Origin of the sequence: Geobacillus sp. LYN3, assembly GCF_003064505.1 — a bacterium.
In the GTDB taxonomy this organism is placed as follows: Bacteria; Bacillota; Bacilli; order Bacillales; family Anoxybacillaceae; genus Parageobacillus_B; species Parageobacillus_B toebii.
The window spans coordinates 65,859-91,046 of record NZ_QCWL01000001.1 but is presented as its reverse complement, the minus strand read 5'-3'; the positions used below and the strand labels follow the sequence as shown (position 1 = coordinate 91,046).

Sequence of the window (25,188 nt, the reverse complement as noted above, 5' to 3'; positions counted from 1 at the left end):
GTTTTTTCTTTTTTTTAGTTACTTTTACTTTTTCCACAAGATTTACCAAACGATCGTTATAAGCAATATCATTGACCCAGAAATATTCTGAGCTTTTACCATTCGTTTCTAAAGATTGGATTGCTCTGAATTCTTGAGAAACCGTTTTAATCCGATCTTCTTTGAACCGGAAAATATATTTCCAATTGTGTTTATCACAAATTTCAAATACTGGTTCACAAGCATAAAGGCTATCTGCGATAAGACAAATAGGAAGACGTTTAAATGTTTTCTTTAATTTATCGACTAGCCTCATAAAAGCTTTTAACTCACAATCCTGCTTTGGAACATTTTCTGACTCATTTTCTATAAATTCTGTAGCGATGCTAAGAACCATATCTCCTACCACAAGCTTGGCTTCTAGAACATGGTGCATATATACCACTTTTGTTTCTCCGGTTTCCTTATCCTTGTATTCCCTTCTCAAACAATGTTCACAGTGTTTTTCCTTAAATGTATGGATACCTGTCCCATCGAAAACAATTGGCCAATATTTATTTAGAATCCGGAAGGATTCTAAGCATCTTTTTTCAAAAAGTTTTTTGATTAGATAAATCCTTATGGTTTCAAGCTCTTTTGGCTCCAACTTTGCTAAAANTCCAACTTTGCTAAAAAGTCATTAATTGTATCATAATGCGGGAGCTCGTTGAGCTCTTTCAAACCCAAAACTACTCGAATATTTTCGATACATTCATCCTTATTAAACAATTCGGTCATACTTCTCATTGATTTGATTCCAAATACACTTTTAAGAAGAATGGTGTAAAGGATTGTTTCTGGACCATAGGTAATGTAGCTTTGATGCCTTTTATCTTTTACTTTTTTTAGTTGATCTACCAAGTCTTTAAAGAAATGATTTTGAATCTTAACGAAATCGAAGAAAAAATTTTGGTTTTTTTCTCTTTCTCTTTTTTCTTTCCTTGTTAACATTCACAAATCCCCCTTAAATCTTGATAAATCCAGATNCGCATATTTATCAAAATTTGGGGGCTAGAAGTTCAATTTATCTCGAAGAATTTTTACTCCTCAGAGCTGATGTGACAGGCTTCTTCATTGTAGTGAGCTGTAAGAAATAGTATAATAAAATAAATGAGATTCTAAGAATTTTGGATGGAGTTATGTAGTGATGTTGAGGTGAGCGTGTTGCAACGCGTGACGAATTGCGTTTTACTAAAAGATGGAAAAGTCTTATTACTGCAAAAACCGAAACGGGGTTGGTGGGTTGCCCCGGGAGGAAAGATGGAACAAGGGGAATCCATCCGCGAAGCGTGTATTCGCGAATATCGCGAGGAGACAGGAATTTACTTAAAAAACCCAAAGCTCAAAGGAATTTTTACGATGGTCATCAAAGACCAAGAGCAAATCATTTCTGAATGGATGATGTTTACTTTTTTTGCTGAACAATTTGACGGAGAAAACGTTCCATATTGTGAAGAAGGAAAGTTGGAATGGCATCCGGTGGAAACAATCCATCAGCTTCCGATGGCACCAGGTGATTATCATATTTTAGATTACGCGCTAAAAGGATCGGACATTATGTACGGGACGTTTATATATACGAAAGATTTTGAGCTGCTTTCCTATCGGTTAGATCCCAGTTAATAGAGTGGAGGGAGAGGCATGAGCACAGGTTCGGCCAACCATATTCAAATGGTGATTATTACAGGAATGTCTGGCGCTGGAAAAACGGTCGCTATTCATAGTTTTGAAGACTTAGGTTTTTTTTGTGTCGATAATTTGCCGCCGACGTTGCTCCCAAAATTTTTGGAGTTGATGAAAGAATCGGGGAATAAAATGAATAAAGTGGCGTTAGTAATGGATTTGCGGAGCCGTGACTTTTTCGATAGTTTGTTTACCGCGCTAGACGAGCTGACGGAGCAATCATGGGTGACGCCGCAGATTTTATTTTTAGATGCGAAAGATTCGACGCTTGTGGCGCGATATAAAGAAACGAGACGCACACACCCGCTTGCCCCAAATGGATTGCCGCTTGAAGGCATCCGTTTAGAGCGCAAATTGCTCGAAGAGTTAAAAGGACGGGCGCAAATTATTTATGATACGTCTGATTTAAAGCCACGGGAGTTAAGGGAAAAAATTTTACAACAATTTTCTTCTCACACGCAACAGACGTTTACCGTCAACGTGATGTCGTTTGGCTTTAAATACGGCATTCCGATTGACGCTGATTTAGTTTTTGATGTCCGCTTTTTGCCAAATCCTCATTATATTGACCATATGCGGCCGAAAACAGGGTTGGATGAAGAAGTTTCCTCCTACGTGTTAAAGTGGAGCGAAACGCAGAAATTTCTTGAGAAACTAATTGATTTATTAGCCTTTATGCTCCCTCATTATAAGCGAGAAGGAAAAAGCCAGCTTGTGATCGCCATCGGCTGTACAGGGGGGCAGCACCGGTCGGTTGCCATTGCCGAATATATTGCCCGTTATTTTTCGAAAGATTATAAAACCCATGTGTCCCACCGTGACATGGAGAGGAGAAAGGAAAAGCATAAATGAGTGTGAAGCATCAGCCTAAAATTGTCATTATCGGCGGCGGAACAGGGCTCCCTGTATTGTTGCGCGGCTTGAAGCAGTATGCCATTGATATTACGGCAATCGTTACTGTCGCTGATGATGGCGGCAGCTCAGGAAGATTGCGCGATGAATTAGATATTCCGCCACCGGGAGATGTGCGTAATGTATTGGCAGCGCTGTCAGATGTCGAGCCGCTTATTGTTGAATTGTTCCAACATCGATTTAAAAACGGCAACGGTCTATCAGGACATTCGTTAGGTAATTTAATTTTGGCAGCGTTGACGTCCATTACCGGCGATTTTGTCAAAGCCATCCGCGAGATGAGCAAAGTGTTGAAAGTGCACGGACAAGTATTGCCAGCGGCGAATAAAAGCGTCGTTCTTCATGCGGAAATGGAAGATGGCGTCATTGTTTCTGGAGAATCGAAAATTCCTTATTCCGGCAAAAGGATTAAAAAAGTATTTTTGACACCGGAAAATATTGAACCGCTTCCAGAAACGATTGAAGCGATTCGTTCTGCGGATTTGATCGTCATCGGTCCGGGAAGTTTATATACGAGTATTTTGCCAAATTTACTTGTGCCGAAAATCGGGCAAGAAGTTTGTCAAGCAAAAGCAAAAAAAGTGTATATATGTAATGTGATGACCCAAGCGGGTGAGACGCTGCACTACACGGTAAGCGACCATGTCAAAGCGCTCCATGACCATATGGGATGTTTATTTTTGGATGTCGTTGTTGTGAATAATGGTCATATTCCGGAAGAAATTCAAAAACGTTATGCAGAAGAGCTGGCGGAACCGGTGAAGGATGATAGCGATCGGCTCATCGATTTAGGAATTCAAGTGATTCGCGATAATATCGTCAGCTATGAAGATCACGTCATTCGTCACGATACGAAAAAAGTGGCATCGTTACTTATTTCGCTGATTACAGCACCTCCTTCCTCCTGATTACGATGAATGAACCGTTGGAGGTGACTAACCATGTCGTTTGCGTCAGAAACGAAAAAAGAACTAACGAATTTGGAAGTGAAACCGTGCTGTTTAAAAGCAGAATTGTCAGCGCTTCTGCGCATGAATGGTTTGCTGTCTTTTTCCAATCAGCAAATACTTGTGGATGTGCAAACGGAAAATGCCGCGATCGCGCGAAGAATTTATACTCTTTTAAAAAAAGGGTATACGGTAACAGTAGAACTATTAGTTCGAAAAAAAATGCGCCTGAAAAAAAATAATGTATACATCGTTCGAATTATTGACGGCGCTCATGAACTATTAAAGGATTTAAAAATATTGAAGGAGGATTTTTCACTAATTCGCGTGATTTCACCAGAATTAGTGAAAAAAAAGTGCTGTAAGCGTTCTTATTTGCGCGGTGCGTTTCTTGCCGGAGGATCTGTAAACAATCCGGAAACGTCATCGTACCATTTAGAAATTTTTTCTCTTTATGAAGAACATAATAATTCATTATGTGAATTAATGAACAGCCACTTTTTTCTTAATGCCAAAACATTGGAACGAAAAAAAGGGTTTATTACGTATTTAAAAGAAGCGGAAAAAATCTCTGAGTTTTTAAATATTATTGGGGCACATCAAGCGTTATTGCGCTTTGAAGATATTCGCATTGTACGTGATATGAGAAATTCGGTAAACCGTCTTGTCAATTGCGAAACAGCAAACTTAAATAAAACGATTGGCGCAGCGCTTCGCCAAGTAGAAAACATTCGTTATATTGATGAAACCATCGGATTAAGCGCCCTTCCTGATAAATTGCGGGAAATTGCGGAATTGCGGATGATGTATCAAGACGTAACGTTAAAAGAATTAGGCGAGTTAGTATCCGGTGGAAAGATTAGTAAATCAGGAATTAATCACCGTCTGCGAAAAATTGATGAGATTGCGGAACGATTGCGGGCAGGTAAGCCTGTTGATTTTCATAAGTCATTATAAAAAAGGGGAGATGGAGAATGGTAGAGAAACAAGTAGAAGTGCGATTAAAAACGGGATTACAAGCACGCCCGGCAGCGTTGTTTGTTCAGGAAGCGAATCGCTTTTCTTCCGATATTTATCTAGAAAAAGACGGAAAGAAAGTGAACGCAAAAAGCATTATGGGGCTAATGAGCCTTGCGATCAGCACCGGTTCTGTCATTAAGTTGATTGCGGATGGTCCGGATGAAAACGAAGCAATTGAAAAATTGGCAAACTATGTACAAAAAGAAAAATAAAGAATGGGCTGCTTCTATGTCAAGCGAAGCAGCCTGTTTTTTCATGTTTTATTTTTCATCGATGCGTGTTAATACACGGTCGATAATGCCGTATTCTTGTGCTTTTTGCGCCGTCATGAAGTTATCGCGGTCTGTATCGCGTTCAATCACTTCGACTGGTTGGCCAGTATTTTCAGCAAGAATGCGATTTAACTTATCGCGCAAGAAGAGAATCCGTTTTGCGGCGATTTCAATTTCTGTCGCTTGACCTTGCGCGCCGCCAAGCGGTTGGTGAATCATAATTTCGCTGTTTGGCAAGGCAAACCGTTTTCCTTTTGCTCCTGCGGCAAGCAAGAACGCACCCATCGAAGCAGCCATACCGATACAAATTGTAGAAACGTCTGGCTTAATAAATTGCATTGTATCATAAATTGCCAAGCCAGCAGTAATCGAACCACCTGGGCTATTGATGTAAAGCGAAATATCTTTTTCAGGATCCTCGGCCGCTAAAAATAATAATTGGGAAACGATCGAGTTTGCCACTTGGTCATCAATTGGGCTGCCAAGAATAATAATGCGGTCTTTTAATAAACGAGAATAAATGTCATAAGCACGTTCTCCGCGGCTTGTTTGCTCAATAACTGTAGGAATTAAATTCATGAAGCTTCCTCCTTTACCAATCGCTTAATCGTATGTACCTCTATCATACCTAAATGGTCAATGAAGGTCAAACAAAAAATATTGGCCTTACTTTATTATTATTCGCTATAAACGTAGGACATCCCTTCTTTCATCATAACCTCTTTTTCATTTTTTAAACACATTTTCCCTCTTGCAATATAAAGGTGTTTTCAATATAATTGAATATGCAACTGATAATAGCAACTAAATATAATGCCCTCGTAGTGTAGTGGATAGCACGAGAGATTCCGGTTCTCTTAGCGTGGGTTCGAATCCTGCCGAGGGCGTATCAAGTGAAAACCTGCTGCGAAACGCAGCAGGTTTTTTTGTGCCTTGAATATAATATAATCAACAGTCTGGCTCGATGATCGACTGTTGGCGTACCAATCTGCCTTTTTGAATGACGGATAAAGTTCAGTCACCGCCAATGGTTTTATAAACAATAGGTTTAACAATTATTTTTTTATATACCGCCGGGGCGACAGTATTGTACAATAAAAAAAAGGGGGCTTGACAATGAGGGCCGAATTATTGCAGGAGCAGCGACTGAAGCTATCGCTTACAAAGGAATTGACTCAAGCGATTGAACTATTGCAATATTCTGCTGTGGAATTACAGTCCTTTTTGTATGAGCAGTCGTTGGAAAATCCTTTTCTCGAAATTCGCGACTACCGGTTAAAGCGAAACTTCCGCAACTTATCGGATAAGGAAAAACAGCAGTGGATTGAAAATATGAGCACTTATTCGGAAACGCTTTCATCATATTTAACTGCACAGCTTCCAGCTCTTTCGCTTTCGGAACACGAAGAACGCATCGTGCATTATATGATTGCTTGCCTTGATGAAGATGGGTATTTGCGGGTAAATATCGAAGAAATTGCAGAACGATTTGCTATTTCCAAACAGGAAGCAGAAAAAGCGCTTCAGATCATTCAGTCATTAGAGCCGGCTGGCGTTGGCGCCCGCAACTTGCAAGAATGTTTATATTTACAGTTAAAGCGCTTACCATATCGCGATGAATTCGCGGAACAGATTATACAGCACCATTTTTCGTTATTTGTCGAAAAAGCTTGGAAAACGTTGGCGAAACAACTTGGCGTGGATATCGCTTCATTGCAGCGTGTATGGGATTTAATTCGCACGCTTGAACCGCGTCCTGGCATCCATTATACAAAAGAGAGACCGCATTTTATTGTTCCCGATATAATTGTCCAACGCAGCGAAGAAGGTGATTGGCGCATTTTTTACAATGAAGATGTGCATCCGGAACTCATCTGGAATCGGGGATACGAGCAAAAGATTTCCAGCTGTCAAGACGGGCAGGTTCACGCGTTTGTAAAAGATAAATATCGCCAGTTTTTATGGTTAGCAAAAAGTCTGGAACAGCGCAAACAAACATTGCTGAACATTATGCATGTCATTGTCGATAAACAAAAACAATGTTTTGAAACTGGTTTTGCAGCCTTAAAGCCCCTTACAATGCGCGAAGTTGCGGAAGAGCTTGGCATTCACGAATCTACTGTCAGCCGCGCGGTAAAAAACAAATATGTTCAAGCGCCGTTTGGCACAGTGGAACTTCGCCGCTTTTTTTCAAGCGCTGTTTCTTCTGTTTACATGGATGAAGATGCTGCCTCTTCTGTAAAAGTAAAAATGTTTATCAAGCAGTTAATTGAACAGGAAAATAAGCAGCAGCCGCTTTCTGACCAAAAGCTCGCCGATTTATTACATGAGCAATACGGTGTGGTGATCTCGCGTAGAACGGTCGCAAAATATCGCGAACAACTGCATATTCCATCTTCTGCAAAACGAAAACAGTATGTAGGGAAGTGACAGCAAGTGGTGATCAACTTATACTCGAAAACAAACTGTCCGTTATGTGATAAAGCAAAACAAGTGTTGCAAGAACTGCAACGGGAATTCTCCTTTCACATCAATGAAATTGATATTTATCAAGATGATGCATTGCTGGAAAAATATCAATTGATGATTCCGGTTGTCGAAATCGATGGGGAAGAAGTAGCTTTTGGCATAGTTCAAAAAGATGTCATAAGAAAACGTTTACTCGAGGCGCAAAGTGGTTGAACATTATGATTCCTCCTGTTACAATGAAATTGTGCAGGGGGAATTTTTTTCACACAAGTGGGACACAATAAGTCATAGCGGGACAATTAATGTCCATATATTTTGCAAGGAGAAGGGGACCAATGCAATCATTAATTGAAGCGCAAAAAAAATTATTGCCCGACCTTCTTGAAGTTATGCAAAAAAGATATCGTATTTTGCACTACATTTCGCTGATGCAGCCAATCGGGAGGAGAGTACTGTCGGGCAGTTTAGGAATAACTGAGCGTGTGCTTCGTTCGGAAGTGCAGTTTTTGAAAGAGCAAAATTTGCTAACCATCAGTTCCGCTGGCATGAGTTTGACCCAAGAAGGCAAGGAATTGTTGCATGCGCTCGAGGATGTCATGAGAGAAGTATTAGGTCTAAAAGATTTAGAAACAAAATTAATGGAGAAACTTCATATTGAAGGGGTTATCGTTGTTGCTGGAGATAGTGACCTTTCTCCTTGGGTAAAAAAAGAAATGGGAAGAGCTTGTGTGACCTGCATGAAAGAAAGATTGACAAATGGCGATATTGTGGCAGTGACTGGAGGAACAACCCTTGCCGCTGTTGCCGAGATGATGACTCCCGATACGAAGCTAAACAATATTTTATTTGTTCCTGCAAGGGGCGGCTTAGGTGAGGATGTGAAAAACCAAGCAAATACAATTTGTGCAAGGATGGCGGAAAAAGCGTTAGGAAATTATCGGCTTCTTCATGTTCCTGACCATCTAAGCCGCGAGGCGTATGAGTCTTTAATTGAAGAGCCGACGGTGAAAGAAGTGCTGGAACTCATTAAATCATGTCGCATGGTCGTGCATGGAATCGGTGATGCTGTCACAATGGCAGAACGCCGGAAAACCTCAAAAGAGGATATGGAGAAAATTAAAGCACGACATGCGGTTGCCGAAGCGTTTGGCTATTACTTTAATGAAGCAGGAGAAGTTGTGCATAAAGTGAAAACGGTTGGCATTCAGTTGGAAGACCTTCCGCGTGTCGAACATGTCATTGCGGTGGCTGGAGGGTCTTCGAAAGCAAAAGCCATTCAGGCGTATATGAAACGAGCGCCTCATTCCATTCTTATTACCGATGAAGGTGCAGCAAGAGCGTTACTAGGGGAGTAACATCCCTTAAATATATGCAACCATTTTTTAAAGGAGGAACTATCCATGGCAGTAAAAATTGGTATTAACGGTTTTGGACGTATTGGTCGCAATGTTTTTCGTGCGGCATTAAAAAATCCGAATATTGAAGTAGTGGCGGTAAATGACTTAACGGATGCAAACACATTAGCTCATCTTTTGAAATATGATTCTGTTCACGGAAAATTAGACGCGGAAGTATCAGTGAATGGCAATAATATCGTTGTAAACGGAAAAGAAATCGTTGTAAAAGCGGAGCGCGACCCAGCTAAACTAGCATGGAACGAATTAGGTGTGGACATTGTCGTTGAATCGACAGGTCGCTTCACGAAACGTGAAGACGCGGCAAAACATTTAGAGGCTGGCGCGAAAAAAGTAATCATTTCTGCACCAGCGAAAAACGAAGATATTACGATCGTGATGGGTGTAAACCAAGACAAATACGATCCTGCGAACCATCACATTATTTCCAACGCTTCTTGTACAACGAACTGCTTAGCGCCATTTGCGAAAGTGCTTCATGAAAAATTCGGTATTGTTCGCGGCATGATGACAACAGTTCACGCTTATACGAACGACCAACAAATTTTAGACTTGCCTCATAAAGATTTGCGCCGTGCGCGTGCTGCAGCGGAATCGATTATTCCGACAACAACAGGTGCAGCAAAAGCGGTTGCCCTTGTACTTCCTGAACTAAAAGGAAAACTAAACGGTATGGCAATGCGCGTACCAACACCAAACGTGTCTGTTGTCGACCTTGTTGCGGAGCTTGAAAAAGAAGTAACTGTTGAAGAAGTCAACGCAGCATTGAAAGAAGCAGCGGAAGGCGAATTGAAAGGCATCCTGGCTTACAGCGAAGAGCCGCTAGTATCTCGTGACTATAACGGCAGCACGGCATCTTCGACAATCGATGCACTTTCCACGATGGTTCTAGAAGGAAAAATGGTAAAAGTTGTTTCTTGGTACGATAACGAAACAGGCTACTCTCATCGTGTGGTTGATCTTGCAGAATATATTGCATCAAAAGGCTTATAATCGATGGTGATTGTTTTTATCGGGCAATCAAGTCTATAATAAGATGGTGAAGAGGGGGAGCGGGGAATTATCCCCACTCCTCTTCGTTTGTGACAATGACACGATCAAAAAGGGGGCATAACGCCATGAACAAAAAAACGGTTCGGGACGTAGATGTGAAAGGAAAACGAGTGTTTTGCCGTGTCGACTTTAATGTGCCGATGGAAAATGGTGCGATTACAGACGACACACGCATTCGCGCAGCACTTCCAACGATTCGTTATTTAATGGAACAAGGTGCAAAAGTGATCCTAGCGAGCCATCTTGGCCGGCCAAAAGGAAAAGTCGTCGAAGAATTACGCTTAAATGCGGTTGCACGGCGTTTAAGTGAACTGCTTGGAAAACATGTGACAAAAACAGATGAAGCATACGGCGATGCAGTAAAAGAAGCCATTTCGAAAATGAATGAAGGCGATGTATTGCTTCTAGAAAACGTTCGTTTTTATCCAGGTGAAGAGAAAAACGATCCAGAGCTTGCGAAAGCATTTGCCGAATTGGCCGATATTTATGTGAACGATGCGTTTGGCGCTGCCCATCGTGCTCATGCTTCTACAGAAGGAATTGCACACTATTTGCCAGCCGTTGCTGGATTTTTAATGGAAAAAGAAATTGAAGTGCTTGGAAAAGCTCTTTCTAACCCAGACCGTCCATTTACGGCGATCATTGGCGGCGCGAAAGTAAAAGATAAAATTGGCGTTATTGAAAACTTGCTTAATAAAGTAGACAACCTCATTATTGGAGGCGGTCTTGCGTATACGTTTGTTAAAGCGCTTGGCCATGAAATCGGCAAATCACTGCTAGAAGAAGATAAAATTGAACTGGCAAAATCGTTTATGGAAAAAGCGAAAGAAAAAGGCGTTAACTTCTATATGCCGGTTGATGTTGTCGTAGCCGATCGGTTTGCGAACGACGCCAATACGAAAGTCGTTGCAATTGATGAGATTCCAAGCGATTGGGAAGCGCTCGATATTGGCCCGAAAACGCGTGAGCTTTATCGCGATGTTATTATGAAATCCAAGCTTGTTGTTTGGAACGGTCCAATGGGAGTATTTGAAATGGATGCTTTTGCCGAAGGAACAAAAGCGGTTGCCCAAGCGTTAGCGGATGCTGTCGATACATATTCGGTCATCGGCGGCGGCGATTCGGCAGCGGCAGTAGAAAAATTTGGCTTAGCGGAAAAAATGGATCATATCTCAACCGGTGGCGGTGCATCGCTAGAATTTATGGAAGGAAAACAACTTCCTGGAGTGGTGGCGTTAAACGATAAATAACGCGTCAACTCCGTTCATAGAAAGGAAGGAATCAATCATGAGAAAACGAATTATCGCAGGAAACTGGAAAATGCATAAAACATTGACGGAAGCGGTAAACTTCGTTGAAGAAGTAAAACGGCTTGTCCCGCCTGCCGAACAAGTCGATTCCGTCATTTGCGCACCTTTCCTATTTTTAGAGCGGCTTGTGCAAAGTGCGCAAGGATCTGATTTAAAAATTGGCGCGCAAAATATGCATTTTGAAGACAAAGGAGCGTTTACTGGCGAAATTAGCCCAGTTGCGTTGAAAGATATTGGTGTTACTTACGTGATCATCGGTCATTCCGAACGCCGCGAAATGTTTGCGGAAACGGATGAAACGGTGAATAAAAAAGTGCTTGCTGCTTTTAAACACGGGCTTATTCCAATTGTTTGCTGCGGTGAAACGCTAGAACAGCGGGAAAGCGGCAAAACGAATGACATTGTTGGCGCGCAAGTAGAAAAAGCGCTTGCCGGTTTAACCGCGGAACAAGCAAAACAAGTGGTCATCGCTTATGAACCAGTTTGGGCGATTGGCACTGGCAAATCATCGACCGCTGAAGATGCTAATGAAGTGTGCGGCCATATCCGCTCAATCATTGCAAAAATCTTTTCGCCGGAAGTGGCCGAAGCTGTACGCATTCAGTATGGCGGCAGCGTAAAACCGGAAAACATTCGCGAATTTTTAGCGCAAGAACATATTGATGGCGCCCTTGTCGGCGGTGCAAGCCTCGATCCGAAATCATTTTTACAATTAGTGGAGGCTGGACAACATGAGTAAAAAACCAGTGGCGTTAATTATTTTAGACGGATTTGCGCTTCGCGAAGAAACATATGGCAATGCGATCGCGCAAGCAAAAAAGCCGAACTTTGACCGTTATTGGAATGAATATCCGCACGCTACATTAACTGCATGCGGCGAGGCGGTCGGGCTTCCAGAAGGACAAATGGGAAACTCGGAAGTCGGCCACTTAAATATCGGTGCCGGCCGCATTGTATACCAAAGCTTAACGCGCGTAAACATTGCGATTCGCGAGGGAGAGTTTGACCGCAACGAAACGTTTTTAGCGGCGATGAATCATGTCAAAGAAAAAGGAACGAATTTGCACATTTTCGGTCTTCTCTCTGACGGCGGCGTTCATAGCCATATTAACCATCTATATGCGCTATTAAGATTAGCCGCTAAAGAAGGCGTAAAAAACGTCTACATCCACGGCTTTTTAGATGGCCGCGATGTCGGACCGCAAACGGCGCCGAAATATATTAAAGAATTACAAGAAAAAATAAAAGAGTATGGCGTCGGGGAAATCGCAACCTTATCCGGCCGTTATTACTCGATGGACCGCGACAAACGGTGGGAGCGCGTCGAAAAAGCATATCGCGCGATGGTGTATGGAGAAGGACCAACCTATCGCGATCCGCTTGAGTGCATTGAAGATTCTTATCAACATGGCATTTACGACGAGTTTGTGCTTCCATCGGTCATCGTGCGTGAAGACGGCTCGCCTGTGGCGACGATTAAAGATGAAGACGCGATCATTTTCTACAACTTCCGGCCAGATCGGGCGATTCAAATTTCGAACACGTTTACGAACGAAGACTTCCGCGAGTTCGACCGTGGTCCGAAATATCCGAAAAACTTGTTCTTTGTATGCCTAACACACTTTAGTGAAACCGTAAAAGGTTATGTCGCGTTTAAACCGACAAATCTGGATAATACGCTCGGTGAAGTCCTATCACAACATGGATTGCGCCAGCTTCGCATCGCGGAAACGGAAAAATATCCGCACGTTACGTTCTTTATGAACGGCGGACGGGAAGAGAAGTTTCCAGGCGAAGACCGCATTTTAATCAACTCGCCAAAAGTCGCCACATATGACTTAAAACCAGAAATGAGCGCTTACGAAGTGACGGATGCGCTCCTAAAAGAAATTGAAGCAGATAAATACGACGCGATCATTTTAAACTATGCGAACCCGGACATGGTCGGCCACTCAGGAAAATTAGAACCGACGATTAAAGCGATCGAAGCGGTGGATGAGTGCCTTGGCAAAGTTGTGGATGCGATTCTTGCAAAAGGCGGCATCGCCATTATTACCGCAGACCATGGAAATGCGGATGAAGTATTGACGCCGGATGGCAAACCGCAAACCGCACATACGACAAATCCGGTTCCAGTGATCGTAACGAAAAAAGGCATCGAGCTTCGCAAAGACGGAATTTTAGGCGATTTAGCGCCAACCATGCTTGATTTGCTTGGCTTGCCACAGCCGAAAGAAATGACAGGAAAAACATTAATTATAAAAAAATAATTAAAAGGAGAGTGTGAACATGTCTGCAATTGTAGATGTATACGCACGTGAAGTATTAGACTCTCGCGGCAATCCAACGGTAGAAGTCGAAGTATATACGGAAGATGGCGGTTTTGGCCGCGCATTAGTACCAAGCGGTGCATCAACGGGAGAATACGAAGCAGTGGAATTGCGTGACGGCGATAAAAGCCGTTATCTTGGAAAAGGCGTATTAAAAGCGGTGGAAAACGTCAATGAAATTATCGCACCAGCGATTATCGGTTTTGAAGTGACAGACCAAGTTGGCATTGACAAAACGTTAATTGAACTAGACGGCACGGAAAATAAAGGTAAATTAGGGGCAAACGCGATTTTAGGCGTATCTTTAGCAGTAGCGCGCGCAGCAGCAGATGAATTAGATATGCCATTATACCAATATCTTGGCGGATTTAACGCAAAAACATTGCCAGTGCCGATGATGAACATTTTAAACGGCGGCGCGCATGCGGATAACAATGTAGACATCCAAGAATTTATGATTATGCCTGTTGGCGCGAAAAGCTTCCGTGAAGCGCTTCGCATGGGCGCAGAAATTTTCCATAGCTTAAAAGCGGTATTAAAAGCAAAAGGCTACAACACTGCGGTAGGTGACGAAGGCGGATTCGCGCCAAACTTAAAATCGAACGAAGAAGCGCTGCAAACGATCATTGAAGCGATTGAAAAAGCTGGCTACAAACCAGGCGAAGAAGTCATGCTTGCGATGGACGTTGCTTCTTCCGAGCTTTACAACAAAGAAGACGGCAAATACTACCTTGAAGGCGAAGGCGTTGTAAGAACGTCCGAAGAAATGGTCGCATGGTATGAAGAACTTGTTTCGAAATACCCAATCATTTCGATCGAAGACGGTTTAGATGAAAACGACTGGGAAGGCCACAAACTATTAACAGAGCGCCTTGGCAAAAAAGTACAGCTTGTCGGTGACGATTTATTCGTAACAAATACGAAAAAACTAGCGGAAGGAATTGAAAAAGGCGTCGGCAACTCGATTCTGATTAAAGTCAACCAAATCGGTACATTAACGGAAACGTTCGATGCGATCGAAATGGCAAAACGCGCTGGATATACTGCCGTTGTTTCCCACCGTTCTGGTGAAACGGAAGACAGCACGATCGCTGACATCGCCGTAGCGACAAACGCCGGCCAAATTAAAACAGGGGCACCTTCCCGCACCGACCGCGTCGCGAAATACAATCAATTGCTTCGCATCGAAGATCAGCTTGGCGATACAGCGATTTACAACGGCATTAAATCGTTCTATAACTTGAAAAAATAATGATTAAGCAAGGGAACCTAACCGAATCGTTCGGTTAGGTTCTTTTTATTTCATAAAATAATGGATTATTTTTTTGTTTTAGAAGAAATTTGCTATAATGAATAATGCATGCTCCTCATTCCTATTGTGCAAGCTCCGCGTTTATGTTAAACTGAAAGCATTGTAGTGCGTGTTTTTAAAGGAGGATTAGGCAATGCATACATTGCTTGTCACATTGTTAGTCATTGTTTCGATTGGACTTATCGTGATCGTTTTGTTGCAATCGGGAAGAAGCGCGGGCCTTTCCGGCGCCATTACAGGCGGTGCGGAGCAGCTGTTTGGAAAGCAAAAAGCGCGCGGATTGGACGCGGTATTGCAGCGCATTACGGTTGTGCTGGCAGTGTTGTTTTTTGTATTATCGATTGCGGTGACGTATATGCAACTTTAATGATGAAAACAATGGGGGCGGTCCAACCATTTACTCGGGCTGCCTTTTCTGTTTTTTCATAAAAAGAAAGGAGTTGTGCATCATGAAGATCGTCCCACCAAAGCCATTTTTCTTTGAAGCAGGAGAACGTGCGGTTTTATTGCTCCATGGTTTTACTGGAAACTCGTCGGATGTAAGAATGTTAGGCCGTTTTCTTGAATCAAAAGGATATACATGCCATGCGCCGATTTATAAAGGCCATGGGGTGCCGCCAGAAGAGCTTGTACATACCGGACCGGATGACTGGTGGCAAGATGTCATGAACGCTTATGAATTTTTAAAAAATAAAGGATACGAAAAAATCGCAGTGGCAGGATTATCGCTTGGCGGCGTATTTTCCCTTAAATTAGGCTACACTGTACCTGTAGTGGGAATTATTCCAATGTGCGCGCCGATGTATATTAAAAGCGAAGAAACAATGTACCAAGGTGTGCTAAAGTATGCGCGCGAATATAAAAAACGAGAAGGAAAAACACCGGAACAAATTGAAAAAGAAATGGAAGCATTTAAAAAAACGCCGATGAAAACGTTAAAAGCGTTGCAGCAGCTTATTGCGGATGTACGTGACCATATCGACTTGATTTATGCGCCGACATTTGTCGTGCAAGCGCGTCACGATGAAATGATTAACTCTGATAGTGCCAATATTATTTATAACGGTATTGAATCACCAGTGAAAAAAATCAAATGGTATGAAGAATCGGGCCATGTCATTACGCTAGATAAAGAAAAAGAACAGTTGCATGAAGATGTTTATGAGTTTTTAGAGTCATTGGATTGGTAACCTATCGAAAGGAGGAAAATGATGGATCAATCATTAGTCGATCGAATTTTAACGTTTATGCGGGACGAGGCGTACAAGCCTCTTACCGTTCAAGAGTTGGAAGAAGCGTTCGGCATTACGGATGCGGCCGAGTTTAAGGAATTTGTGAAGGCGCTTGTCGCTATGGAAGAACAAGGGCTTGTTGTGCGTACGAGAAGCAATCGCTACGGTGTGCCGGAAAAAATGAACTTAGTGCGCGGAAAAGTGTCCGGACACGCAAAAGGGTTTGCTTTCGTTGTGCCGGAAGATCCGTCGCTCGACGATATTTTCATCCCGCCTTCCGAGATGAAAAACGCGATGCATGGCGATACCGTATTAGTGCGTGTGCATTCCGAATCGTCAGGCGCCCGCAGGGAAGGAACGATTGTACGGATTTTAGAACGCGGTGTCACCGAAGTTGTCGGAACTTATACGGAAAGCAAGTATTTCGGATTTGTCATTCCGGATGATAAAAAAATTGTCAATGACATTTTTATTCCGAAACATGCCGCCAACGGTGCTGTGGAAGGACATAAAGTGGTCGTGCGGTTGACATCGTACCCGCAAGGACGAATGAGCGCCGAAGGAGAAGTTATTAAAATTCTCGGACATAAAAACGACCCAGGTGTTGATATTTTAGCGATTATTCATAAACACGGCCTTCCTTTGCAATTTCCAGATGAAGTCATCGAACACGCCAATAGCATTTCCGATACGATTTCGGAAAAAGATTTGCAAGGCCGCCGCGATTTGCGCGATCAAATGATTGTCACGATCGACGGAGAAGACGCGAAAGACTTAGACGACGCTGTAACGGTCACTAAGCTCGAGAATGGAAATTACAAGCTTGGCGTCCATATTGCCGATGTCAGCTATTATGTGGAAGAAGGCTCGCCAATTGACCGCGAAGCATACGAACGCGGAACAAGCGTTTATTTGGTGGATCGCGTCATTCCGATGATTCCGCATCGTTTGTCTAACGGCATTTGTTCCTTAAATCCGAAAGTCGATCGCTTAACACTTTCATGTGAAATGGAAATTAACGAACGCGGCGAAGTCGTCAGCCACGAAATTTTCCAAAGCGTCATTCGTACGACAGAGCGGATGACGTATTCGGATGTGAACAAAATTCTCGTTGATAAAGACGAGGAACTAAGAAAAAAATACGAACCGCTTGTGCCAATGTTTGAATTGATGGCAGAGCTTGCGGAAATTTTGCGCAATAAACGGATGAAGCGCGGTGCGATTGATTTCGACTTTAAAGAAGCAAAAGTGCTTGTGGATGAGAATGGAAAACCTTATGATGTCGTGCTTCGTGAACGATCGGTGGCGGAGCGGCTTATTGAAGAATTTATGCTGGTGGCGAACGAAACGGTCGCTGAACATTTTCATTGGTTAAACGTTCCGTTTATTTATCGTGTTCACGAAGATCCAAAACCAGAAAAGCTGCAGCGTTTTCTCGAATTTATTACAAACTTTGGCTACGTCGTCAAAGGGACAGGAAACCAAATTCATCCGCGCGCGCTCCAAGAAATTTTAGAAGCGGTTCGCGGCGAGCCGGAAGAAATGGTCATATCGACGGTGATGCTTCGCTCGATGAAACAGGCTCGTTACGATGCGGAAAGTCTTGGACACTACGGATTATCGACCGATTTTTATACGCATTTTACATCTCCGATCCGCCGTTATCCAGACTTAATTGTGCACCGTCTCATTCGCACGTACTTAATTAACGGGCAAATGGATGAACAGACCCAGCAAAAATGGGCCGAAAAGCTTCCAGACATCGCTGAACACGCATCCGATATGGAGCGCCGCGCTGTGGAAGCCGAGCGGGAAACGGATGATTTGAAGAAAACAGAGTTTATGGAAGATAAAATCGGCATGGAGTTTGACGGAATTATTAGCTCGGTTACGAACTTCGGCCTTTTTGTCGAACTCCCGAACACGATCGAAGGGCTTGTTCATGTCAGCTACTTAACGGACGACTATTATCGCTATGATGAACGGCATTACGCCATGATCGGTGAGCGAACCGGAAAAGTGTACCGCATCGGCGATGAGATTACCGTGCGTGTCATTAATGTGAACAAAGATGAGCGGATCGTCGACTTTGAAATTGTCGGCATGAAAGGCCGCCGTCCTAAAGAGGCAAAAAGTGCACCTGTCGTTATTGAAGGGAAAAAGCGGAAAAAAACAAATAAACAAAATGGAAAAGCGAAAAAATCAAAGAAATTTTACGAAGACGTTCCACAGCTAAAAGCAAAAAAGAAGAAAAAGAAAAAACGATAAGGAAAAGTCTCGATAGCAAGAGACTTTTCCTTCTTCACGTTTTTTGTTAAAATCATAGTTGCACGATATGAGGAGGAAGGACGTCGTATGCCAAAAGGTGAAGGGAAACTGATTGCCCAAAACAAAAAAGCGCATCACGATTATTTTATCGAAGAAACGTATGAAGCGGGGATTGTCCTGCAAGGAACGGAAATTAAATCGATTCGCGCTGGAAAAGTTAATTTAAAGGATTCATTTGCGAAGGTCGAAAAAGGGGAAGTATTTCTTCATAATATGCATATTAGTCCGTATGAACAAGGGAACCGTTATAACCATGACCCATTGCGGACAAGAAAGCTTCTTCTTCATCGCCGTGAAATTAATAAGCTGATTGGTTACACAAAAGAACAAGGCTATACGCTCGTTCCGTTAAAGCTATATATTAAAAACGGTTTTGCCAAAGTGTTGTTAGGCGTTGGCAAAGGAAAGAAAAAATATGACAAACGCGAAGACATGAAACGAAGAGAAGCGCAACGGGAAATCGAACGTGCTTTTCGCGAACGACAAAAAATATAATTCCAAAAATTTACAATTGAAAATTAAGTGCATTATGTTATAATAAATAACACAAACGGCAAAAAATATGATTCCAAAACTTCATCATTGAAAACTAAATGCATTATGTTATAATCAATAATGCAAAGGCCAGTTATCCAAAGCTTAAGCTTATCGTTATCGCTTCTCCATCACGGGGACGATACGGATTCGACAGGGATAGGTCGCGCTTAAGCTGCGAGCCGAGGGGATCGTCCTCGTAAAAAACGTCACTTAAAGATAACTGGCAAAGAAAACTACGCTTTAGCTGCCTAATTAAACGCAGCTAGCTCCTCCCGCCATCGCCCACGTGGTGGTGCAGGGGCTCATAACGAGTGGGCTACGCCCGAGTCCGCCGCCTGAGGACGAGGGAAGAGAACAATCAGGCTAGCTGCTCGGAGGCCTGTCGGTAGGCGGAAGATGCAGCGAAACCGAAATATACCGACTACGCTCGTAGATGCTTAAGTGGCGATATCTCTGGACGTGGGTTCGACTCCCACCGTCTCCATATCATAATCATATGCTTAAAGAATAAATCAACGGATTTGCCAATATGGCAAGTCCGTTTTTTATTGGTTTCTATGTCAATGGTTGGGGTGCACTTGATATGAAGTGCACCTTTTTTATTGAAAGTTTGATCAATGAACATATTTGAATAAACTTGGGTTTTCCATACCGATCACACACCTTTTTTAGTGTAGCAGTATCAGTACGTCGAAATTTGATAGATTTCTTGTACCAGAACCCGGCAACTGGGTCAGAAAATAGCTAAAACAAGACACTTTAGTCAATAAAAGGATCGTTCACTACCATTATTTTTCTTTAAAAAATTAGATCCAAACCCGTGGTGCTAGATAAAATCAGACAAGCATAAAAATAGCCCTTGCATGAGGATCTCCTTAAAATGAAAGTGCGACCAAACATTTAAAAGGAGAATTCACATGCAAGAGCACTTTCATTTTACAACAGATCGAGCCAAACTTCAAAAACAATATGTATCGATTTTGTGTTTTGTATCAGCTCAACTATCGAGTATCCAGATTCATCTTCAACGTCGAAATCTTCATTTGTTGAAACAGAAGGACGAGGTCATCATCGCCGTCCATGTCCTTGGAAAGTTGTTAGGCTTCACTTCCGAACGGGCTTGGCACCGGTTTGTGATCGGGAATTTGTTTTCCAAGGACTTGTTCCCTGAACGTTCTCGATACAACCGTCGCTGCCGGGCGCTTGGCTTTGCGATCAAGTGGATGCGGCACCAGCTGGCCAAGCGTGGACAACACCATGCGTATGCGGTCGTGGACAGTTTGCCGATCGAGCTGTGTCATTCATCCCGAATGTATCGCGCCAAACGGTTTCGTGGAATTGCGGATATTGGCTATTGTGCTTCGAAAAAGATCGCTTTCTATGGGTTGAAACTTCATCTGCAGGTCACCGACCAAGGGCTTCCGATGGGATATGTCGTCACTGAAGCGTCTTGTCACGATCGGGTGGCCGCTGAAACCGTCATGACGCAAATTCCACATCCATATAACCTAGGTGACAAAGGGTACATCAGCCAAAAACTACAAAAGAAGCTGTACGAAGAGCATCGAGTCGCTTTTTGGACGCCCGTTCGAAAAAATCAGCGAATTCTCCAATCCGACGCATGGAAACAGTGGATGAAACGAAAACGCAAAGTGATTGTGTTTTCGATTTTAGTCGATTCGTATCGGATCACCGAGATTCGAGCGAACTCGGTTTCTGGATTTGAAACGGCACTGGATGGTATTTTACTGGCTTACTCCCTTGTTGTTCTTGGGCTAGTTGAGTGTTAAAACTCAACTAGCACCACGGGTATTTTTTATATACATACGTTCTTAATGCCTGATAAGTTTCATTGATAGGAGATAGACAGCTTTCCATACTCTTTAACACAAAAATCGACAAATATTTACAAAATATTTAAGATTCACTGGTATGGACTCTGGTATAATGTTAAACACCATACGCAGTTTGTTGTTTTTTGTCGAAAGGAGTCCAAAGGATGGCGGATCAGCTCGCTTCCATCATGCTGCTTGCTGACAGTTTGAATAGTGAAAAGCTTACGGAGAAAATTGCCAAACATTTAAACAAGTATCCTATAGGACTCATTTACTTAGATATAAAACGTTTTAGGGAGATGGAGCAAAAACACGGGCAAATGGCTTGCCGAAAGCTGCTCCAAGTATGGAAACAATTGATCATAGAAGCAGAAATGTCTGGTTCATTTGGATTGTTGACTCACCGAATGTTTGGAGACGATGTATTGTTGTTTGTCCGCACGGAGCGGGGAGACGCGAATTGGGTGAAAACGGTTTTGCTTCGCCTAGCGCATGAGATCCGTACCATCTTTGGAAAGCAATTAAACGAGTCGATGGGGCTGTCTGGTGGTTCGATTGAACTTTATACTGGAACGGCGGTGTTGGATTCTAGTACAGGACGAACAGCCGAAAACTTGCTGTATGATGCGATCAAAGAAGCGATTCACGAAGCGAAAAACAATACGGACGCCGAGTTCAGACGCTTGCAGGCGGAATTTCGAGATATACTTGCTTGGCACAAAATTACGGCTCATTATCAACCGATTGTCTCTCTTTCTACTGGAAACATCTATGGATATGAAGCGTTGGCGCGCGGTCCGCAGGCGAGTTATTTTGCGACGCCGAATCGCCTGTGGGAATTTGCGGAAAAAGAAAACCAGCTGTATGCTTTGGAAAAAGTGGCTCGGCAACGCGCAATTGAGGGATTTTTACCAAATAATCCTAATTGGAAATTATTCATCAATCCTTGTCCCAATAAAATATGGTTTATTACTCCCGTAAAACGGTTTTGCGATTTAATTGCCAGCACCACCGCGGGTTAGGGAATTACAAAAATAAAGAAACAAGGATAGATGTTTTGCGACGCCCATCCTTGTTTTATGCGCGTCCTGGCATGGGAGTAAGCCTCAAATATGAATGTCTGCATCCGATCCAATGGAACCACCATATATCAAACGATATGTACAGCCGTAGAGAGGAGGATTGATCGTCCACTCTTATTCGATTTTGTGGCACGTTTTACGGGGATTGTAAAAGTTGTTCCAGTTTTTCTTTTAATGCGGCAAGTACATTTTCAGGGATAGGTTCCATATTTATCGGTTCCCCTTGTTTCCAACCTACATGCAATGTCGGTAGCCCTGCTTGCTCCCATGTTACTGCATGAGCTAACACTTTGACATGTTTAAAACCGATATTTCCATGTTCCGGCTTATAAATTTCTTTAAATTGGACGTTTGTTACTTTTAACGATAAGTGATCAAAGGAGGAAACATCATCGGATGACATTTCCATACTGATCATTCCATCCGGTGAATGGACAAGTTTAGTGACTTTTAGTTTCGTAGCGGAAGCATGTTGAAATTTTAATAAGAGCATCGGAACATTCGGAAGATGGGGAGTATCTCCTGTTTCGATGGAAGGGAGCTCCATCGTGCCTTCTAATTGTTCCGCTTCAATCACAAACCCAACTGGCGATGATTCGGTCGCTTTACTATGTGGAAGAAATAGCATCATGCTACAGATAAGAAGGCAAAGGGCTATACCACTTATCATCACATGTTTACTCGACAAGGCTACCACCCTTTTCATATTAGAATAATGGGAAAACAGAGCCTTGCTCCATCGAAAACGGATCTCGGCTCTGTTATTTGTTTGTAAGAAACAATAATGTGATAAGATAATATTTTTTATTCGGCTATACTAGTGGCAATTTCCTGATCAGCTACCTGGCTGTTTTCCTCGGATGCACGATCGACAGCAGTAAATTCAGGTTTCCATGCGATGCATAGCGCTCCGCCGATAATGCCAAGAATCGTGCCGATTAAAAATCCTCCTAATGCTCCCATAATCGATAATACCGAGGTGAAAATAGCGATAACTCCAAAGATTGTAGATAATTTTGGCATGACATACGACATGACTGCCATAAGAAGGACCATGCCTCCGAAAAAGAAACCAGCAAACAAAATACTTCCTGGAACAATTGCCACTTCGTAAAGTTGGATCGGTATCCATAATATAATGAGACCGGAAAGGAGCAACAATGTTGCTCCCCAGAACGGCCGCCGTTTTCGCCAATCTTTAAATTGTTGCCACTTGGAAACCAGTGTATTCAATGTTGATCATCCTTACTTTGCAGTTAGTTTATTTTTTCAAAGTACACTTTCATTCCAGGAAGAGTGACTGTTTTTTGGAACAAATACAATGTTTTTAAATCTCCATTTTTAATGACGATTTGATTAGCGTTTTGTGTGAATTCTTTTGCTGCTTTTTCGGCAGGGTCTTTAATATTTCCAACATAGTTTTCTTTCATTGTTAAGTTAGTAAACGTAGCGCTGCCATTAATAAGCGTTGCTTTTTGAACAAGTCCATCAATTTCTACTGGCTGATCAGAAGTGATAACAACTCGAATCCCTAATAATGGAATGTCTTTAGAAATTTCAAGACCATTAATGGTCGCATGTTGAAGCTCATTCACAGCCACAGGAACATTTTGTTTTTCCGCTCCATCGGCAACTCCGCCGTAAAGATTGAAACCAGTGCCAACCATCTTATCAAACTTGACGGTAAATTCGCCAAATCCGCTAAGTGGAACAGCATAGGCCATGCCGGTTAGGCCAAATAAAGAAAGGAGCATTCCTAAAAAAAGAAACCCGCTTAAAAGTGCAATCATCAACGGTTTCTTGGCCGTATGCCCTCCTATAATTACTGTTTTCGACGCTAAATCCATTCTTATTCTCCTCCCCCTCGTTTTTAAATAAAGAAAGCGTTTAAGGCATCATTCTGTAAACGCTTCCTTATATTTGTTAAAATTTTATGACAAATAAATAATCTTGTTAACCCCTACATTTGTAGGGAATTTGGTTGGTAAAAATGATAACGGATTATCAAAACAAGCAAGAAAATGAAAGGAATTAGGCATATAACAGTGAATTTTATATATTGGAAACTAATATTTAAAATATTCTTAATATTTAAATAAAAAAGGGGGAATGGCATTGTCCCAAACGTTAAATCATCACTTAAATTATTTGCTAAAAAGTGCAGTGAGTTTGTTAAGTATTTATTATGAAGATCTTTCTCAGGAATGGCAGAGCCTATATTGCTATTTAAAACAAATGCGGAAAAAATCGATTGCTATGTTTGAATTTTTAAGCGGCAGTTTACAAAAGTGGCTAGCATCCGCAGCCACACAAGAACCAGATATTTATAAAATGCTGCAAGATATTCAAACGGAGTGGTGGAACACATTTCAGCAACGTCCAGATCCAGAAACGCTTATCTTTTACTTGAATTTGTTAGAAAATTCCTCACATAAAGTATTAAAATCAAGGATTGCTTATTCAACGAAATTGCATCCTTCTGTTCACTATTTATTTTTTAAATTAAATGAAACGTTGTTGTATCAAATGAATGAGCAATCATTCAATATGCGGCAGTTACAAAGTGAAAGCGCTTATGCCGATGTCGGACGGGATTTGTGGAAAGATGCTGTTATCCTATTTGATGAGTGGATATTGCGATCGCAAACGTTTCAAGAGTCGATTGAAAATATTTGTTTCGGATTCGCACATTTTCTCCCATTTCAGCGGTGCGCTTTATTTAAATTCGTTAATAAGGAAAGCGTTGGCGTCGGGTTGTACGGTCATCACCTAAATAAAGCAGAAATTCAGTCGATCGCCGCGAAAATTGAGAATATCCCTATTTTAAAGGAAAGCCTTGTGAAATTAAAATCGCAAGTGCATGTGATGAAGAATTTCCAGCCGATTTACGTCCCTTTTGCGGATAAGGAATTTCCAAAACAATACGTCCAAAAATTTCAATTAGTATCACTGATTATTGTACCTGTATATGTGCCGACGGAAGGGAAAATTATCGGTGGAGTGCTGCTCGATCAAGGGCCTGGCCGCTTTTTTACCGTTGACCGCAGCTTATTTCCTGCGCTAATGAAATTTGGGCAAAGCGCTGGCGAGTTGTTACTAAAATTTATCGAAGCGCAGGTATCGGAAGCCGATGAACAGTTGGATGAAGTTCTTTCGCCAAGGGAAATTGAGATTTTGAAATTGCTAGCCGATGGTGCGTCAACGTCAGAAGCGGCCTGCCAACTTTATTTAAGCGAGTTCACGGTAAGGGATTATATTTCTAGCATGATGAAAAAACTAAAAGCCAAAAATCGTACGGAAGCTGTGGCCAAAGCGATACGGATGGGGATTATTTCATGAATAATCTTACAGCCAAATAAAATAAAGGCGAGAAATTTATTTTCAAACGGCCAGTCACAAGGTCAAAAATAGATTTACTAGAATTAATCTGCTG

At 42.2% G+C, this 25,188-nt stretch carries 24 protein-coding genes, 1 tRNA gene and 1 other RNA gene; 22 read left to right on the top strand and 4 right to left on the bottom strand.

The window, feature by feature from the left end; genetic code table 11:
- Positions 1–1,182: 1,182 nt before the first annotated feature.
- Genes DCC82_RS00505 through DCC82_RS00485 form a run of 5 tightly spaced genes read left to right on the top strand, consistent with a single transcriptional unit; the run spans position 1,183 to position 4,792 of the window.
- The gene (locus DCC82_RS00505; RefSeq protein ID WP_108430199.1) at positions 1,183–1,641 is read left to right on the top strand and encodes an 8-oxo-dGTP diphosphatase; all 459 of its coding nucleotides are present in this window, start codon (positions 1,183–1,185) and stop codon (positions 1,639–1,641) included.
- 18 nt (positions 1,642–1,659) lie between these two features.
- The gene (rapZ, locus tag DCC82_RS00500; protein ID WP_081189303.1) at positions 1,660–2,553 is read left to right on the top strand and encodes an RNase adapter RapZ; all 894 of its coding nucleotides are present in this window, start codon (positions 1,660–1,662) and stop codon (positions 2,551–2,553) included.
- The gene (locus DCC82_RS00495) at positions 2,550–3,521 is read left to right on the top strand and encodes a gluconeogenesis factor YvcK family protein (protein WP_015865030.1); all 972 of its coding nucleotides are present in this window, start codon (positions 2,550–2,552) and stop codon (positions 3,519–3,521) included. The genes rapZ and DCC82_RS00495 overlap by 4 nt, the downstream gene beginning before the upstream one ends.
- A gap of 33 nt (positions 3,522–3,554) precedes the next feature.
- A complete protein-coding gene (gene whiA / locus DCC82_RS00490) occupies positions 3,555–4,517 on the top strand; it encodes a DNA-binding protein WhiA (RefSeq protein ID WP_015865029.1) in 963 nt (320 codons plus the stop codon).
- A 17-nt stretch (positions 4,518–4,534) separates the two neighbouring features.
- Positions 4,535–4,792: an HPr family phosphocarrier protein gene (locus tag DCC82_RS00485; RefSeq protein WP_015865028.1), complete on the top strand. Its 258-nt coding sequence runs from the start codon at positions 4,535–4,537 to the stop codon at positions 4,790–4,792.
- 48 nt (positions 4,793–4,840) lie between these two features.
- On the opposite strand, the gene clpP is transcribed toward DCC82_RS00485, so the two are convergent.
- Positions 4,841–5,431 carry an ATP-dependent Clp endopeptidase proteolytic subunit ClpP gene (gene clpP, locus DCC82_RS00480; protein WP_015865027.1) on the bottom strand — a complete coding sequence of 197 codons (591 nt, stop codon included), beginning with the start codon at positions 5,429–5,431 and terminating at the stop codon, positions 4,841–4,843.
- 236 nt (positions 5,432–5,667) lie between these two features.
- Here clpP and DCC82_RS00475 point away from each other — a divergent pair.
- The 16 genes from DCC82_RS00475 (at position 5,668) to DCC82_RS00400 (ending at position 21,695) form a co-directional block, all read left to right on the top strand.
- Positions 5,668–5,739, top strand: a tRNA-Arg gene (locus tag DCC82_RS00475).
- A 229-nt stretch (positions 5,740–5,968) separates the two neighbouring features.
- Positions 5,969–7,282: an RNA polymerase factor sigma-54 gene (gene rpoN, locus DCC82_RS00470; protein WP_081189304.1), complete on the top strand. Its 1,314-nt coding sequence runs from the start codon at positions 5,969–5,971 to the stop codon at positions 7,280–7,282.
- A gap of 6 nt (positions 7,283–7,288) precedes the next feature.
- Complete coding sequence (locus DCC82_RS00465) at positions 7,289–7,534, top strand: glutaredoxin family protein (RefSeq protein WP_108430198.1); 246 nt, start codon at positions 7,289–7,291, stop codon at positions 7,532–7,534.
- A 122-nt stretch (positions 7,535–7,656) separates the two neighbouring features.
- Positions 7,657–8,676, top strand: coding sequence for a sugar-binding transcriptional regulator (locus DCC82_RS00460; protein ID WP_108430197.1), 1,020 nt, complete (start codon positions 7,657–7,659; stop codon positions 8,674–8,676).
- Positions 8,677–8,721: 45 nt separating this feature from the next.
- Positions 8,722–9,729 carry a type I glyceraldehyde-3-phosphate dehydrogenase gene (gene gap / locus DCC82_RS00455; RefSeq protein ID WP_097353828.1) on the top strand — a complete coding sequence of 336 codons (1,008 nt, stop codon included), beginning with the start codon at positions 8,722–8,724 and terminating at the stop codon, positions 9,727–9,729.
- 125 nt (positions 9,730–9,854) lie between these two features.
- Positions 9,855–11,039, top strand: a complete 1,185-nt coding sequence (locus DCC82_RS00450) for a phosphoglycerate kinase (RefSeq protein WP_062755709.1) — start codon at positions 9,855–9,857, stop codon at positions 11,037–11,039.
- A 37-nt stretch (positions 11,040–11,076) separates the two neighbouring features.
- Positions 11,077–11,838: a triose-phosphate isomerase gene (tpiA, locus tag DCC82_RS00445; RefSeq protein ID WP_015865021.1), complete on the top strand. Its 762-nt coding sequence runs from the start codon at positions 11,077–11,079 to the stop codon at positions 11,836–11,838.
- Positions 11,831–13,369 (top strand): 2,3-bisphosphoglycerate-independent phosphoglycerate mutase, encoded by a 1,539-nt coding sequence (gpmI, locus tag DCC82_RS00440; protein WP_108430196.1) that lies wholly within the window; start codon positions 11,831–11,833, stop codon positions 13,367–13,369. The genes tpiA and gpmI overlap by 8 nt, the downstream gene beginning before the upstream one ends.
- A gap of 19 nt (positions 13,370–13,388) precedes the next feature.
- The gene (eno, locus tag DCC82_RS00435) at positions 13,389–14,681 is read left to right on the top strand and encodes a phosphopyruvate hydratase (RefSeq protein ID WP_108430195.1); all 1,293 of its coding nucleotides are present in this window, start codon (positions 13,389–13,391) and stop codon (positions 14,679–14,681) included.
- Positions 14,682–14,874: 193 nt separating this feature from the next.
- Entirely contained in the window at positions 14,875–15,108 is a 234-nt protein-coding gene (gene secG, locus DCC82_RS00430) for a preprotein translocase subunit SecG (protein ID WP_015865018.1), read from the top strand.
- Between the two features lie 82 nt (positions 15,109–15,190).
- Positions 15,191–15,931 (top strand): alpha/beta hydrolase, encoded by a 741-nt coding sequence (locus DCC82_RS00425; RefSeq protein WP_015865017.1) that lies wholly within the window; start codon positions 15,191–15,193, stop codon positions 15,929–15,931.
- Between the two features lie 21 nt (positions 15,932–15,952).
- The gene (gene rnr, locus DCC82_RS00420) at positions 15,953–18,241 is read left to right on the top strand and encodes a ribonuclease R (protein WP_108430194.1); all 2,289 of its coding nucleotides are present in this window, start codon (positions 15,953–15,955) and stop codon (positions 18,239–18,241) included.
- An 87-nt stretch (positions 18,242–18,328) separates the two neighbouring features.
- On the top strand, positions 18,329–18,796 hold the full coding sequence (smpB, locus tag DCC82_RS00415) for an SsrA-binding protein SmpB (protein WP_062678964.1): 468 nt from the start codon (positions 18,329–18,331) through the stop codon (positions 18,794–18,796).
- A 174-nt stretch (positions 18,797–18,970) separates the two neighbouring features.
- Positions 18,971–19,325, top strand: a transfer-messenger RNA (tmRNA) gene (ssrA, locus tag DCC82_RS00410).
- A gap of 430 nt (positions 19,326–19,755) precedes the next feature.
- Positions 19,756–20,628, top strand: a complete 873-nt coding sequence (locus tag DCC82_RS00405) for an IS982-like element ISGth1 family transposase (RefSeq protein WP_097353819.1) — start codon at positions 19,756–19,758, stop codon at positions 20,626–20,628.
- Positions 20,629–20,837: 209 nt separating this feature from the next.
- Complete coding sequence (locus tag DCC82_RS00400; protein WP_233252882.1) at positions 20,838–21,695, top strand: diguanylate cyclase domain-containing protein; 858 nt, start codon at positions 20,838–20,840, stop codon at positions 21,693–21,695.
- 196 nt (positions 21,696–21,891) lie between these two features.
- On the opposite strand, the gene DCC82_RS00395 is transcribed toward DCC82_RS00400, so the two are convergent.
- The 3 genes from DCC82_RS00395 to DCC82_RS00385 all read right to left on the bottom strand — a co-directional run bounded on the left by DCC82_RS00395 (position 21,892) and on the right by DCC82_RS00385 (position 23,602).
- On the bottom strand, positions 21,892–22,443 hold the full coding sequence (locus DCC82_RS00395; RefSeq protein ID WP_133066509.1) for a hypothetical protein: 552 nt from the start codon (positions 22,441–22,443) through the stop codon (positions 21,892–21,894).
- Positions 22,444–22,559: 116 nt separating this feature from the next.
- Positions 22,560–22,988, bottom strand: coding sequence for a DUF6114 domain-containing protein (locus tag DCC82_RS00390; protein ID WP_097353817.1), 429 nt, complete (start codon positions 22,986–22,988; stop codon positions 22,560–22,562).
- Positions 22,989–23,011: 23 nt separating this feature from the next.
- The gene (locus DCC82_RS00385) at positions 23,012–23,602 is read right to left on the bottom strand and encodes a DUF6230 family protein (protein WP_097353816.1); all 591 of its coding nucleotides are present in this window, start codon (positions 23,600–23,602) and stop codon (positions 23,012–23,014) included.
- A 262-nt stretch (positions 23,603–23,864) separates the two neighbouring features.
- Between DCC82_RS00385 and DCC82_RS00380 the strand changes: the two genes are divergently transcribed.
- The gene (locus DCC82_RS00380; protein ID WP_233252881.1) at positions 23,865–25,094 is read left to right on the top strand and encodes a LuxR C-terminal-related transcriptional regulator; all 1,230 of its coding nucleotides are present in this window, start codon (positions 23,865–23,867) and stop codon (positions 25,092–25,094) included.
- Positions 25,095–25,188: the final 94 nt, after the last annotated feature.

Coding starts and splice junctions, on each gene's coding strand:
- rapZ (WP_081189303.1), top strand. CDS start 1,660: ATGAGCACAGGTTCGGCCAACCATATTCAAATGGTGATTATTACAGGA.
- DCC82_RS00495 (WP_015865030.1), top strand. CDS start 2,550: ATGAGTGTGAAGCATCAGCCTAAAATTGTCATTATCGGCGGCGGAACA.
- whiA (WP_015865029.1), top strand. CDS start 3,555: ATGTCGTTTGCGTCAGAAACGAAAAAAGAACTAACGAATTTGGAAGTG.
- DCC82_RS00485 (WP_015865028.1), top strand. CDS start 4,535: ATGGTAGAGAAACAAGTAGAAGTGCGATTAAAAACGGGATTACAAGCA.
- clpP (WP_015865027.1), bottom strand. CDS start 5,431: ATGAATTTAATTCCTACAGTTATTGAGCAAACAAGCCGCGGAGAACGT.
- rpoN (WP_081189304.1), top strand. CDS start 5,969: ATGAGGGCCGAATTATTGCAGGAGCAGCGACTGAAGCTATCGCTTACA.
- DCC82_RS00460 (WP_108430197.1), top strand. CDS start 7,657: ATGCAATCATTAATTGAAGCGCAAAAAAAATTATTGCCCGACCTTCTT.
- gap (WP_097353828.1), top strand. CDS start 8,722: ATGGCAGTAAAAATTGGTATTAACGGTTTTGGACGTATTGGTCGCAAT.
- DCC82_RS00450 (WP_062755709.1), top strand. CDS start 9,855: ATGAACAAAAAAACGGTTCGGGACGTAGATGTGAAAGGAAAACGAGTG.
- tpiA (WP_015865021.1), top strand. CDS start 11,077: ATGAGAAAACGAATTATCGCAGGAAACTGGAAAATGCATAAAACATTG.
- gpmI (WP_108430196.1), top strand. CDS start 11,831: ATGAGTAAAAAACCAGTGGCGTTAATTATTTTAGACGGATTTGCGCTT.
- eno (WP_108430195.1), top strand. CDS start 13,389: ATGTCTGCAATTGTAGATGTATACGCACGTGAAGTATTAGACTCTCGC.
- secG (WP_015865018.1), top strand. CDS start 14,875: ATGCATACATTGCTTGTCACATTGTTAGTCATTGTTTCGATTGGACTT.
- DCC82_RS00425 (WP_015865017.1), top strand. CDS start 15,191: ATGAAGATCGTCCCACCAAAGCCATTTTTCTTTGAAGCAGGAGAACGT.
- rnr (WP_108430194.1), top strand. CDS start 15,953: ATGGATCAATCATTAGTCGATCGAATTTTAACGTTTATGCGGGACGAG.
- smpB (WP_062678964.1), top strand. CDS start 18,329: ATGCCAAAAGGTGAAGGGAAACTGATTGCCCAAAACAAAAAAGCGCAT.
- DCC82_RS00405 (WP_097353819.1), top strand. CDS start 19,756: ATGCAAGAGCACTTTCATTTTACAACAGATCGAGCCAAACTTCAAAAA.
- DCC82_RS00400 (WP_233252882.1), top strand. CDS start 20,838: ATGGCGGATCAGCTCGCTTCCATCATGCTGCTTGCTGACAGTTTGAAT.
- DCC82_RS00385 (WP_097353816.1), bottom strand. CDS start 23,602: ATGGATTTAGCGTCGAAAACAGTAATTATAGGAGGGCATACGGCCAAG.
- DCC82_RS00380 (WP_233252881.1), top strand. CDS start 23,865: ATGGCATTGTCCCAAACGTTAAATCATCACTTAAATTATTTGCTAAAA.